The organism is Oleiagrimonas sp. C23AA, from assembly GCF_011759385.1.
Classification (GTDB): Bacteria; Pseudomonadota; Gammaproteobacteria; order Xanthomonadales; family Rhodanobacteraceae; genus Oleiagrimonas.
Window position 1 is genome coordinate 132,262 of record NZ_JAARLY010000006.1, and the last position, 12,828, is coordinate 145,089.

General features: G+C 66.1%; 11 protein-coding genes. 6 read left to right on the plus strand and 5 right to left on the minus strand.

What is annotated here, in order from left to right; genetic code table 11:
• Nucleotides 1-322: 322 nt before the first annotated feature.
• Nucleotides 323-1,270, minus strand: a complete 948-nt coding sequence (locus HBF24_RS11370; RefSeq protein WP_167172971.1) for an aldo/keto reductase — start codon at nt 1,268-1,270, stop codon at nt 323-325.
• A gap of 223 nt (nt 1,271-1,493) precedes the next feature.
• Here HBF24_RS11370 and HBF24_RS11375 point away from each other — a divergent pair, with 223 nt between their 5' ends.
• Both HBF24_RS11375 and HBF24_RS11380 read left to right on the plus strand, forming a co-directional pair.
• Nucleotides 1,494-2,159: an NYN domain-containing protein gene (locus HBF24_RS11375; protein ID WP_167172973.1), complete on the plus strand. Its 666-nt coding sequence runs from the start codon at nt 1,494-1,496 to the stop codon at nt 2,157-2,159.
• A 259-nt stretch (nt 2,160-2,418) separates the two neighbouring features.
• The gene (locus HBF24_RS11380; protein ID WP_240922519.1) at nt 2,419-3,267 is read left to right on the plus strand and encodes a methyltransferase domain-containing protein; all 849 of its coding nucleotides are present in this window, start codon (nt 2,419-2,421) and stop codon (nt 3,265-3,267) included.
• A 14-nt stretch (nt 3,268-3,281) separates the two neighbouring features.
• Here the strand turns inward: HBF24_RS11380 and HBF24_RS11385 are convergent, their stop codons facing one another.
• Entirely contained in the window at nt 3,282-3,830 is a 549-nt protein-coding gene (locus tag HBF24_RS11385; protein WP_343162761.1) for a pseudouridine synthase, read from the minus strand.
• 80 nt (nt 3,831-3,910) lie between these two features.
• A complete protein-coding gene (locus tag HBF24_RS11390) occupies nt 3,911-4,702 on the minus strand; it encodes a TatD family hydrolase (RefSeq protein WP_167172976.1) in 792 nt (263 codons plus the stop codon).
• 1,100 nt (nt 4,703-5,802) lie between these two features.
• Between HBF24_RS11390 and hrpB the strand changes: the two genes are divergently transcribed.
• Nucleotides 5,803-8,304 (plus strand): ATP-dependent helicase HrpB, encoded by a 2,502-nt coding sequence (gene hrpB, locus HBF24_RS11395; protein ID WP_167172978.1) that lies wholly within the window; start codon nt 5,803-5,805, stop codon nt 8,302-8,304.
• Nucleotides 8,305-8,320: 16 nt separating this feature from the next.
• Here the strand turns inward: hrpB and HBF24_RS17420 are convergent, their stop codons facing one another.
• Nucleotides 8,321-8,455: a hypothetical protein gene (locus HBF24_RS17420; RefSeq protein WP_277344546.1), complete on the minus strand. Its 135-nt coding sequence runs from the start codon at nt 8,453-8,455 to the stop codon at nt 8,321-8,323.
• 141 nt (nt 8,456-8,596) lie between these two features.
• Entirely contained in the window at nt 8,597-10,015 is a 1,419-nt protein-coding gene (locus tag HBF24_RS11400; protein WP_343162755.1) for a M28 family peptidase, read from the minus strand.
• A gap of 274 nt (nt 10,016-10,289) precedes the next feature.
• Here HBF24_RS11400 and HBF24_RS11405 point away from each other — a divergent pair, with 274 nt between their 5' ends.
• Genes HBF24_RS11405 through HBF24_RS11415 form a run of 3 tightly spaced genes read left to right on the plus strand, consistent with a single transcriptional unit; the run spans nt 10,290 to nt 12,824 of the window.
• Entirely contained in the window at nt 10,290-11,444 is a 1,155-nt protein-coding gene (locus HBF24_RS11405) for a PilN domain-containing protein (protein WP_343162756.1), read from the plus strand.
• Nucleotides 11,431-12,045 (plus strand): type II secretion system protein GspM, encoded by a 615-nt coding sequence (gspM, locus tag HBF24_RS11410; protein WP_343162757.1) that lies wholly within the window; start codon nt 11,431-11,433, stop codon nt 12,043-12,045. The genes HBF24_RS11405 and gspM overlap by 14 nt, the downstream gene beginning before the upstream one ends.
• Complete coding sequence (locus HBF24_RS11415; RefSeq protein WP_167172982.1) at nt 12,042-12,824, plus strand: general secretion pathway protein GspN; 783 nt, start codon at nt 12,042-12,044, stop codon at nt 12,822-12,824. The genes gspM and HBF24_RS11415 overlap by 4 nt, the downstream gene beginning before the upstream one ends.
• Nucleotides 12,825-12,828 lie beyond the last annotated feature (4 nt).

The following is a 12,828-nucleotide window of genomic DNA, read 5'->3' on the forward strand; positions in this document are numbered from 1 at the left end:
GGGGTGAGGCAAGGCTTCACCCCCTCCCAGCCTCCCCCTGCGAGCAGGGGGAGGGGTTTGATCGGTGGTTGGCTAGAGCGCCTGTACGGTGAACGCTTTCCCTGCGAGGAGCGTGATCGGTGTCGAGTTCGCTACTGGCGCAGTGTCTCCCTCCCCTGCTGGCAGGGGAGGGTTGGGGTGGGGTCGAAGCTTGCCAGGCAAGGTGATGCTTACCTCATCGACATGGCATTTCTTCGCCGACTCCGTATTGCAAAAAGCCGATGCCCCCGGTTGCTGAGGGCTGCAGGCATTTAGCCAAGCGCTATGTTGCAAGCGCCGGTGATCAAGCGCCGCCGCTGGCGCTGTTCAGTGCCTCGATGTCGCCTTCGTCCAGCTTCAGCTGGGTCGATTCGATCAGCTGTTCGAGCTGCTCCAGGCTGGTTGCGCTGGCAATAGGTGCGGTGATGCCGGGCCGGGCCATCAGCCAGGCCAGGGCCACTTGCACCGGCTGGGTGTCATGGCGCTTGGCCACATCGTCCAGCGCCCGCAACACACGCTTGCCGTGCGCGTTCATGTATTTGCCGACCATGCCCTTGCGCTGGCGACCTTCCAGATCGTCGTCGCTGCGGTATTTGCCGGTCAGAAAGCCGGCGGCGAGCGAGAAATAGCTGATCACACCCACTTTCCGCTCGCGGATCAGTGGTTCCAGGTCGGCCTCATAACCGGCGCGCTCAAGCAGGTTGTATTCCGGCTGCAGCGCCTCGTAGCGTGGCAGGTCTTCGCGCTCGGCAATATCCAGTGCTTCGTTGAGCTGTCTGGCGCTGAAGTTGGAGGCGCCGATCACGCGCACCTTGCCCTGTTCGATCAGCTCACCGTACGCGGCCAGGGTTTCGGCCTGCGGCGTGTTCTCGTCGAAGGCGTGCGACTGGTACAGGTCGATATGGTCGGTTTGCAGACGCTTGAGCGAGTCATCCACCGCAGCGCGGATGTTGTCGGCCGATAGCCCCGGGTGTGGCTCCCACTTGCCCACCTTGGTGGCCAGCACGATCTTGTCGCGCTTGCCGCTCTGGGCCAGCCATTTGCCGAGGATGGTTTCCGACTCGCCACCCTGGTTGCCGTCGGCCCAGCGCGAATACACGTCAGCGGTGTCGATCAGGTTGAAACCGGCATCGACGAACCGGTCCAGCAGCTCGAATGAGCGCTTCTCGTCGGCTGTCCAGCCGAATACATTGCCGCCGAAGGCCAGCGGGGCTACCGAGAGCTCGGATTTTCCAATCGTGCGCATGTCCATGGGGTGCCTCGTACATCCATCAGGGGAGGGCGCGTGGCGCCACAAGAGCTTCGATGAAAACAGCCGGCGTACCAGCGCACGCTGAATACATCGGCGCCACGCCGGTGTTGCGGGTGCACACGCGCTATCATGCGCGCGGCGGGTCAACATGGAAGACCCGCGCTTCCTTCGGACAGCGACCTATTTTTCGCGTCCGCCATGCTTCATTTATGTCGGGGTACCCATGACTTCAACCGCCATCCTGATCGACGGCGCCTTTTTTCTCGCCCGTTTTCGCAAGGTTTATGCCGATCGCGACGTCAATGACGCGCGCGCCGTGGCCAAGACCGCCTTTTCCATGGCCATCGAGCACATCAAGGCGCTGGACCGCCCCAAGGAAGCGCTTTACCGCATCTTCTTCTACGACTGCGCACCGATGGACAAGCGCTTCCAGCGCCCCATCAGCGGTGAGTGGATCGACTACAGCACCAGCCCCATGGCCGGCTTCCGCCGTGATCTGCACGACCAGCTGCGCCGCCAGCGCAAGATGGCGCTGCGCCTGGGCCGGCTGGCCGATCGCGGCGGCGAGTGGCAGCTCAAGCGCCACGTCTACGCGCCTTTGCACAACGCCGACATGGAGTGGGAAGACCTGCGCGATGAGCACTTCGAGCTGGACATGCGCCAGACCCAGGTCGACATGAAGATCGGCATCGACATCGCCTCGCTGGCGCACAAGCGCCTGGTCGACCAGATTGTGCTGGTGGCCGGCGATGCCGACTTCATTCCGGCCGCCAAGCTGGCGCGCCGCGAAGGTATCGACTTCATTCTCGATCCGATGTGGCAGGGCATTTCCAACGACCTGCATGAGCACATCGACGGTCTGCAGTCGGTGTGCCCTCGCCCCTACTGAGGGTGCCACCGCGAAGTGGCCGACTTCACGGCCGCTTCGCACCCGCATGGTAAATTGCCATGCGTGGGGAGAGCCGATTTGCGGCGTGGCACCAGGTGCGGCGCTGGAGGGATACCTAGCGATGAGACGAGTGATGCTTGCCGCGCTGGCCTGTGCTTTGGCCGGTTGTGGCCATGCGAAAAGCCAGGGCAGTGCCGAACACAAGGACGCGATGGCGGCTGCCGACAGCTCGGTGGCCGGTACCACGTCCGTGGCGGCGATGGCGAGTACGGCGCCGCTGGATCAGCCCGACGAAGTGGTGCCGCCGATGAGCGCGGCGCAGATGTCCGACCAGAAGCTCGATGACGTGCTGGCCGGTGCCTGGCGCCCGGCGTCGGACAAGGCGCGCGATACCTATCGGCACCCGCGCAAGACGCTGGCGTTCTTCGGTATCCGCCCGGACATGACGGTGATCGAGATCACCCCGGGGGGCGGCTGGTATGCGCGCATCCTGGCACCGCTGCTGCGCGACAACGGCCAGTACATCGCCGCCATCACCTCGCCAGTGTCCAGTGACTTTGCCGCCCGGCAGGCGTCGTCACTGCGCAAGCTGTTTGCCAGCCAGCCAAAGGTGTTCGGCAAGGCGCAGATTGCCCAGTTCGATCCGGCCACGCCCAATCTGGGCGCGCCTGATAGCGCCGACATGGTGCTGACCTTCCGCAATGTGCACAACTGGGTGCAGGCCGATCACGCAAAGGCCATGTTCAAGGCCTTCTACAATGTGCTCAAGCCCGGCGGCGTGCTGGGCGTGGTCGATCACCGCGCCGCGCAGGGTGCCAGCCTGGCCGACGTCAAGGGCAGTGGTTACCTGCCGCAGCCCTATGTGGTGAAACTGGCCACACAGGCTGGCTTCCAGCTGGACGGCAGCAGCGAGGTCAACGCCAACCCGAAGGACACCAAGGATTATCCCAAGGGTGTGTGGACCTTGCCGCCGACGCTGACGCTCGGCGACAAGGACAAGGCCAAATACCAGGCCATTGGCGAGTCCGATCGCATGACGCTGCGCTTTGTGAAGCCTGATACGGCGGCGCCCGCCGAAGCCGACAGCAGCGACGGCGCGTCGTCCTAGCCGCAGACAGCGTGTCAGGCACCAGGGCCGCGTAGCACGCGGCTTTGGCCCGGTTGCAGACCGTCCAGCGCATAGCCGCCCACGCTCGTGCGTATCAGGCGCAGCGTGGGCAGGCCAACGGCGGCGGTCATGCGGCGGATCTGTCGGTTGCGGCCCTCGCGCAGCGTGATGCTCAGCCACGCCGTTGGCACCGTCTTGCGAAAACGCACGGGCGGATCACGTGGCCACAGGTTTTCCGGTTCACCAGACAACGCTTGCACCTGCGCGGGCAGGGTCGGGCCGTCCTTCAGTGTCACGCCCTGGCGAAGTGCGTCCAGCGCGGCTTGGTCCGGAGTGCCTTCCACCTGCACCAGATAGGTCTTGGGCTGTTTGTGCTTCGGATCGGTAAGCCGGTGCGCCAGCGCTCCATCATTGGTCAGCAGCAACAGGCCTTCGCTGTCATGATCCAGGCGTCCAGCCGCATAGACGTCTGGAATGGTGATGTGGTCAGCCAGCGTCGGGCGTCCGTCCTTGTCACGGAATTGGCATAGCACGCCATAGGGCTTGTTCAGCGCCAGCAAGATCCGTTGCGAGGGCGCCGGGGCGGGCTTCCCGATCTGGCGTCGCCGGGGCGGACGTGCAGGCGCTGGCCGGCGTGGTGGCATCAGGCGTCCAGGCCGAAGAACACGCGTGCGGTGGCGGTGGTGTGTGCGGCGGTTTGCTCCGGCGTTTCGTTGCGATCGCGCGCCAGCTCCTCGCAGATGTGCTTTAAGAACATCGGCTCGTTGCGTCGATGCGACGGCTTGGGCCGTACCGTGCGCGGCAGCAGGTACGGCGAGTCGGTTTCGATCATCAGCCGCCCGCTGGGGATATCGCGCACAAACTCGCGCAAATGCGTGCCGCGGCGCTCGTCACACAGCCAGCCGGTAATGCCGATATGGCAGTCCAGGTCCAGGTAGTCGTACAGCGCCTCGCGCGTGTCGGTAAAGCAGTGCACCACAGCGGCCGGCAACTGGTCGCGGAAGGTCTTGAGCACGTCGCGAAAATCCGCATGCGCTTCGCGCTGATGCAGGAACACCGGCTTGCGCTTTTCCACCGCGATGGCCAGCTGCGCCTCGAACGCCTTGATCTGCACATCGCGGGGCGAGTAGTTGCGAAAGTAATCCAGCCCCATCTCGCCGACCGCGCACACTTGCGGTTCATCGGCCAGCTCGCGCAGCAGCATGTCGGTGTCGGCGTGATAGTCGATGGCGTGGTGCGGATGCACACCGGCGGTGGCGAATAGCCGTCCCGGATGCGCCCGCGCCAGCTCCAGCGCTTTCACACTGCCCTCGTGACTGGCGCCGGTGACCACGATTTCGGCGACGTTATGTTCGGCCGCGCGGGTCAGCACGTCGTTGAGATCGTGATCGAAACTTTCGTGGGTGAGGTTGGCGCCGATGTCGACAAGCTGCATGGGGTGGGGCGTCTTTTCGGGTGGGACAAGCGAGGTATTTTCGCAGTTTGGGGTGGGGTGTGCGAAGGGGTGTTGGTTTCCTTCTCTTTAAGGGCGGGGGCGTCGACTGGCTGGCATCGGTGATGCCAGGGGTTCCGAAAGCCTGCCGGCTTCCGGGTAACTTCTCTTTGCGTGCCAAAGAGAAGTCACCAAGAGAAAGCCCCTCCCACGGCGCCCTCCGGGTTCGCGAGCGTATTCCGGGAGTGCGCCGACAGCGCGTCCTGCGCTGACGACGCACCGGCCGGCGTCCCTGCCGGCCACCCTGCGGGCCTGATCCTCCCTACGCTCGCCGCCTGCGAACGGGAGTGGGGGCACACCGCAGCGTGGCCGATGAGTCGTCGTACTTTGGCTAGAACCATCGTCCTTCATGTACAGGTTAGCCACTGGAGATTGGGCTTCGACTGGCTGGCATCTGCGATGCCAGAGGTTCCGAAAGCCTGCCGGCTTCCGGGTAACTTCTCTTTGCGTGCCCAAAGAGAAGTCACCAAGAGAAAGGGCACCCGCCTACGGCGCCCTTCGGGTTCGCGAGCGCATTCCGGGGGTGCGCCGACAGCGCGTCCTGCGCTGACGACGCACTGGCCGGCGTCCCTGCCGGCCACCCTGCGGGCCTGATCCTCCACACTCTCGCCGCCTGCGAACGGGAGTGGGGGCACACCGCAGCGTGGTCGATGAGTCACCGCCAGCTGGCTAGAGCCACCTTTCCCTTTTCGTGGCAGTGGGCGCTGGCTGAAAAGGCCCGCAGGGTGGCTCGCAAGGAGGCGAGCCACTGGGTCGTCAGGGCAGGACGCCCTGTCGGCCAAGCCCGGCCAGCGACCACGGACCTTGCGCGCATTGTGCGCAAGGTGACACGAGGGGTGCATTCTTTTGGTTCGGTTTTCTTGTGCACGCAAGAAAATGAACCCGGCGGCCGGCAGGCCGTCGGAACCCCTGGCGCCTAATGGCGCCAGCCAGTCAAAGCGAATCCTTCAATATAGGACAGCCATTTCCCAGTTGCGCACAAGCATCATGGGCATGCCCACCCAAACCCAACAAACCTCCACCCGCTGTACCATTCCACCCCCATGAGCGCCCCGCATTTCCCCATCACCGACCTGTTGCCGCAGATCAGCACTGCGCTGGCCGAGGGCACGCGTCTGGTGCTGGAGGCGCCGCCGGGGGCGGGCAAGACCACGCAGGTGCCGCTGGCCTTGCTGGAGGCGCCATGGCTGTACGGGCAGCGCATCATCATGCTCGAACCGCGGCGGCTGGCCGCGCGGGCGGCGGCCGAGTTCATGGCGCGGCAATTGGGTGAAGAGGTAGGCCGGCGGGTGGGTTATCGCATCCGCTTCGAGTCCCGGGTCAGTGAGGCGACGCGTATCGAGGTGGTCACCGAAGGCATCCTGACGCGCATGCTGCAGGATGATCCGGAGCTTGCCGGTATCGGGTTGCTGATCTTCGACGAATTTCACGAACGCCACCTGGCCGGCGATCTAGGCGCGGCGCTGGCGCTGGATGTGCAGGGCGCGCTGCGCGAGGATCTTCGCGTGCTGGTGATGTCGGCTACGCTCGACGGCGAGCGCATTGCGCGCTGGCTGGATGCGCCGCGGCTGACCTCGCCCGGGCGCAGTTTTCCGGTGCGCATGGCCTATCCGCCGGCGCGCACGCAGGAAAGTCTGGAGGCCCACCTGGCACGTGTGACGCGGCAGGCGCTGGAAGAAAATGCCGGTGACGTGCTGGTGTTTTTGCCCGGTCGTCGCGAGATTGCACGCGCGCAGAAAGTGCTGGAGGCGCAGCTGGACCCCCACATCGAGGTGTTGCCGCTGCATGGTGAGTTGTCGCTGGCCGAGCAGCGCGCCGCACTGGCGCCGGGCGATGCGCAGAGCCGGCGTGTGGTGCTGGCAACCAACGTGGCCGAATCCAGCGTCACGTTGCCCGGCGTGCGCGCGGTGATCGATGCCGGCCTGGCGCGTGAGCCGCGCTTTGATCCCAACTCCGGTTTCACGCGGCTGGAAACGGTCACTATTTCGCAGGCTTCGGCCGATCAGCGCGCCGGTCGTGCTGGACGTGTGGCCGAAGGCACGGCGTATCGCCTGTGGCCGGAAAGCCGCCGGCTGGAGGCCTCGCGCATGCCGGAAATCGCGCAGGCCGAACTCTCCGGCCTGGCGCTGGAGCTGGCGGCCTGGGGGGACGCGGACCTGCCGTGGCTGGACGGGCCGCCCAGCGGTGCGCTGGCACAGGGGCGCGACTTGCTGCAGCGCCTGGGCGCGCTGGATAGCGACGCTCGCATCACCGCGTTGGGGCGGCGCATGCGCAAGCTGGGCGCCACGCCGCGTCTGGCCGCCGCGGTCGCGCAAGCGCCCGAGTTGATGCTGGCACTGATGGCCGATCTGCTGGCCATGCTGGATGCGCGCTCGCCGCTGCGTGGCGCCGATGCCTTCAACGATGATTTCCGCGTGCGGGTGGCCGCCTTGCATGCCTGGCGCGACGGCGGTGCGCGTAGCGCGCGTATGCATGGGGGCGATGCCGGCGCGCTGGCGGCGATCGAGCAGGCCGCGCGTGGCTGGCGTCGGCGGTTGAATGTCCGCAGCGCAGCCACCGGCACGCCGGATAGCCATCGCATCGGTGATCTGCTGCTGCACGCCTTCCCTGATCGCATTGCGCGCCAGCTCGATGGCCAGCCGTTGCGCTATCAGCTGAGCAATGGCCGTGGTGCAAGGTTGCACGAGCAGACCGCCTTGCTGGGCGAGCCCTGGTTGGTGGTGCTGGATCTGCAGCAGGCGCAGGGTGACAGTCTGATCCGTGCCGCGGCGCCGTTTGATCCGGCAGTGCTGGAGCGCGAGTTTGCCGCGCGCTTTCGGCGTGAGCGTGCGGTGCGGTGGAACGAAGCGCGTGCCGCGGTGGAGGCTTTCGAGGAGCAGCGCTTCGATGCGCTGCTGCTGTCGCGCCGCAGTGTGCCGGTCGGCGCCGAGGACGCCTTGCCGGCCCTGCTTTCGCGTATTCGCGAGCGCGGCCTGGACGTGTTGCCCTGGAGCGAGGCGGCGCGCCGCCTGCGTACCCGAGTGCAGGCGCTGGCCTCGTGGATGCCAGAAGCTGGTCTGCCGGACTTTTCCGAAGTGGCCTTGCTCGATTCGCTGGAAACCTGGCTGGCGCCGTATCTGGCCGGTGTGCGCAAGCTCGATGCGCTGGCGCCGGGCAAGCTATCGGAAGCCCTGGCCGCGCATCTGGATTACGCGCAGCGCCAGTTGCTCGACGCGCAGGCGCCCGAGGCGCTGAGTGTGCCCAGCGGCATGAGCCGCAGACTCGACTATGCCCCGGACCAGCCGCCGGTACTGGCAGTAAAGCTGCAGGAGCTGTTTGGCCTGGCCGACACCCCGCGTATTGCCGGGGGGCGCGTGCCGGTGACATTGCACCTGTTGTCACCGGCGGGCCGGCCGATGCAGGTCACGCAAGACCTGGCCGGTTTCTGGGAGCGCACCTATCCAGAAGTGAAAAAGGAACTCAAAGGGCGCTATCCCAAGCACCCCTGGCCGGATGATCCGTGGTCGGCCACACCCACGCACCGCGCCAAGCGACGCGGCACTTGAGCACGGTGTCGCAAGCTTAGTGCGGGGTCTTGCCGACCGTGCTCGGCACGGCCCCAAGGCGCTTTTTCTCGTGCTTGGCGGCGCGCTTTTCCTTCAGCGTCATGGCCGGTTTCTTCTTCTCGCTGCGTTTTGAATCCAGTCCCTTGCTCATGTCGCCCACCCACCGCTGTTGAGGTAAGCGCGAGTGTGCGCTTTTGCGTTGATGCTGGCGCAATGGCTCATGCCAAGATTCAGCTGGCGTTGGGTTTCGTCGGCCGGTGGGCCAAGCGATTGCCCACCGGCCGATGCGCGCTTAATGCGCGTGCTTGCCTGCAGGGCGGGCAGCCTCGGGCATGGCGGTGATAAAGCTGCCGGCGTTACCGGGAAATTCCACCGGGCTGGCAAAGCCATTGGCTGACACCGCACTGACGCCGAAGAAGCTGTTGTCGATGACGATGTCCTTCAGCGTGGCCTGTGTCGCGTTGCCGACCCAGCGATGGTGCTGCCACTGCGGCGCGGTGGTCTGGCGCCACCATACGCGGTAGCCGGCGGCGCCCGGGGAGGCGGTCCAGTGGATATGTGTATCCGGCTCTACTGCGCCCTTGATGCTGACATCGGTCGGCGGCGCCGGCGCCCATGCCATCGCCGCCATGCTGATCAGGTTGAGCCGGGTGACCTGCGCCAGATAGTCAAAATCCACACCGTCGATCACATCACCGTAGTGGATGCCATGTTCGGTACGCAGGTCCTGATGCTGGCGGGTGTAGTTCTCGTGCGCCTCGGTCACGCGAACGGCGGGGTAGCCGGCGGCCAGGAATGGCACCTGATCGCCGCCGCGTCCGTAGCGATCGGTGCGGTAGATCATCATCACGTGGAAGTTGGTGAGGTAGCGCTGGGCCAGGTCGGCCATGAAGCGCGCCACGTTGCGAGAGGGCGAGTCCACTTCGCCGCCGAAATAGCGCCGATAGGCGGCCTGCTTGGCCGTTTCCGTGCTCTTGGTGCCCTCGGAAAACACGCGCACGTGGGTGTTGTCGACCACGCCATCGATACCATGCGTGTTGCCGATGATGTCGTTGTTGAAATCGCTCTCGACCTGCCAGTGCTGCGCGCGCGCGTAACTTGCCATCAGTTTGCCGCCGTACAGGCCTTGCTCCTCGCCGGACAGCGAGGCGTAGACCACGGTGGCCGGGAACCTGTATTTGGACAGCACGCGGGCGGCCTCGATCACCGCGGCGGTGCCCGAACCATCATCGTCGGCCCCGGGGGCATCGGCGGTCTTGTTCATCACATCGGTGACGCGCGAGTCCAGATGCGCGGTGATGATGATCACGCGGTTGGGATCAGTTGTACCGCGCTGGATCGCGACCACATTCTCGATCCTGGTCGGTGTCGGCAGGCGCTCGCCGGTCACGGTGTGATGCGGCGTGACGATGGTCAGGCAGCCACCGCAGTCGGCGGAGATGGCTTCGAAGCGCGATTTCACCCAGTGCCGCGCGGCGCCGATGCCGCGCGTCCTGGAGGTGGTGGACGACATGGTGTGACGGGTACCGAAACCGACCAGCCTGGCGATGGTGGCATGCAGCTGGCTGGGCTGGACCTGGGCGGCAATGTGGCGCAACACCGGGTGCTCGGTGGGCGGCGGTGCAGGCGTTGGCGCATCGTCCTGGGCAACCACCGTGCCGGCGGTGCTTGCTGCCAATAGGATGCCGAGCAGGGTATGGCGCATGGACATGAATCTCCCCCGGGTGTGATCGATGTACTCACGATCATGACCGAAAAGCTTCATGCAATTGAAGTACCGTTCGCGCCAGCCGCGGAGGCCGGCGATGCGATCTTGGTCACAAAAGGCGCCTTGCGGCGTCGCGCCTGCTCAGGCCGTGATGGCGGACGGTGGCGGGGGCGGGCGTTGTCACGCATAGTAGTGCGGACAGGGACAGCACGCGCACGGCGTTACGGCGCTGGCGTGAATTAAAGCAATCACGATCGTCCGGCAGCGGGGAGGCTGAGTGGAATTGACGACGCATTCGCTGCGTCCTCAGATCGAGCGCATGCAGCGTGCCTGGCGGCGTTCGCCGGTGCCACGCTTTCTGGCCTGGTGGGGTGGCGAGCTGGCCGCCTGCTTGCCGACGCGCTGGCGTCAGGCCTGGCTGCGTGGACGATGCTGGCGCTATCTGCGCCTTGAGGCTTCGCACTGGCAGTTGTGGGCGCCGGCCGGTGATGTGCCGTTGCTGGAGCAGTCGCTTAATTCGGCGCCGGCGCTGCAGCAGGCGGCGCTGGCCGAAGCTTGTAGCGACGTGGATGCGGCCGATCTTCGCCTGATGCTGTGGCTGGCGCCTACGCAGGTGTTGCGTCGTCGCTTGCTGTTGCCAGAGGCCGCGTTGGAGCGTCTGAACCAGGTGGTCGGTTTCGAGATGGACCGGCAGACACCATTCCGCGCCCAGGATGTGTATTTCGACGTGCGCGAGGATGTCGGCCCCGCGCCCGATGGGCAGGTGGCGGTGGAGCTGGTGGTGACGCCACGCGTGCCGCTGGATGACGCCCTCGCACGACTGGCGGCGATGCAGGTAAAGGTGGATGCGGTCGACACCGTGATCGACGGCCGCCGCCTGGGTGTCAATCTGCTGCCGCCGGCGCAGCGGCCGCGACGCGCGCATCCGTGGCGGCGTCGCAACGGCTGGCTGGCGCTGGCGGTGCTGGTGCTGATCGTCGCCTGCATGGCGCAGTGGGTGCATAATCGTCGCCAGGTATTGGCGCAGATGCAGACCCAGGTCGATACGCTGCGCACCCAGGCGCGACAGGTGGCCACGTTGCGCCGTCGGTTGTCCGAGCGGGCGCAGGCAGCTGGCTTTCTGGCTCAGCGAAAGGCACGCTCGCCCACCGTGCTGGCGGTACTGGCCGACCTCAGCCAGCGCATTCCCACCGATACCTGGCTGGAGCGTTTTTCGGTCAGCGATGACGGTCGTGTCGGTCTGCAGGGGCAAGGTCCACAGGCAGCCGGACTGATCGAGCGCGTGAAAGCCTCGCCGTTGCTCGACGAACCCCAGATCCAGGGCTCCATCCAGAGCGATCCGCGCACGCACAAGGAGCGCTTCTTCATCGCCGCCCAACTGCATGACGCAGGTGCCGCCAAGGGAGGCGCCAATGCGCATGGGTCGCACTGAGCAGCGCCTGGCCGCCATCGGCCTGGCCCTGTTGACGCTGGCGCTGGCTTATCTGGCGCTGGTGCACTGGTGGTTCGTGGCGCCGCAGCAGGCCATCTCGGCGCAAATGCGCAGCCTGCGCGAGGATCAGCATCACTATCGCGCACTGATCGCGCAAAAGCCCATGCTGCAGCGGCGTCTGGCGGCGCTGGCCCAGGGCCAGGCGCGTTCCAGCGCGTTTTTGCCCGAGAACGATCCTTCGGCCGCTTCGGCCGGCCTGATGCAACATGTGGTGCAGGCGGTCAAACAGGTGGGTGGGGCCTGTGAGGTAACGCAGAAAATGCCCATCAACAGCGGTGACGACGATGGCGGCAAGCAGCCAGCCTACGTCGCCGTGACGGTGAACATCAGCCTGCGCTGCGGCATGCATCCGCTGAGCCAGCTTCTGTACCGGCTGGAATACGGCACGCCGGATCTTTTCGTGACCAATTTCAGCGCCTATCGCAACCCGACGCCGCGTGCCGATGGCAGCCTGCAGCCGCTGGAGGTGCAGTTCGCGCTCACCGGCTACGTGCGGCCCGCCGCCGGCGGCGCCAAGCACGCGTCGGAGGCTGCGCCATGAGGGCCGCCGATCACCGTCGTCTGACGCCTTGGCTGGCCATGGTCGTGGCCCTGGTACTAGCCTTGTTGGTGGCGTTGGTGCTGGGGTGGGGCCAGCAGGTCAGCTGGGACCGGGCACCGGTTGAGCCGGCCACGGGGGCACATAAGCCAGTCGCTTCCCGCGCCGCCACGTCGCCACCGCCGACCCGTTTCGCCGCCGCCTGGGAGCATCCGCTGTTCAGCGCCGACCGGCAGCCGCACGAGGCCACCGGTGGCAACGGTGAACATGTCAGTCTGGGCGATCTGGTGCTGACCGGCATCATCCTTACACCGGGCCTGCACATGGCACTGATGCACGATGCTCACGGCGACAAGGATGTGCGCGTGCGCGAAGGCGAAACCCTGCCCGACAGCGCCTGGCGGCTTAAGTCGCTGGCGGCCCGGCATGCCGTGTTCGTTGGCGGCGGACCGCGCACCGAACTGACCCTGAAGGTGGCCCATGCCGATGCCAGCGCGGGCCCGAAAGGCGACGCCGGACAATCGGCACCACCGCCGGTTCGTCCAGCGTCTGCCAGCAGCCCACCGGACGAGCACTTGCACCGTCCCGACGGCCATCCGCGGCCAAGCCGTGGCAAGGCCGATGCCGTGCTGCGTCCGCCGCGTCAGGGGCAATCACCGGCCGCATCCGGCGGCGCGTCAGTCACCGAACAGGCCCGGCAGGCCCGGCTCAAGCGACTGACCAAGCAATACCAGCAGCGCCATGGCCAGCAGGCCAAGGCGCATGCCAAGGGAGAGCACTGAAGAT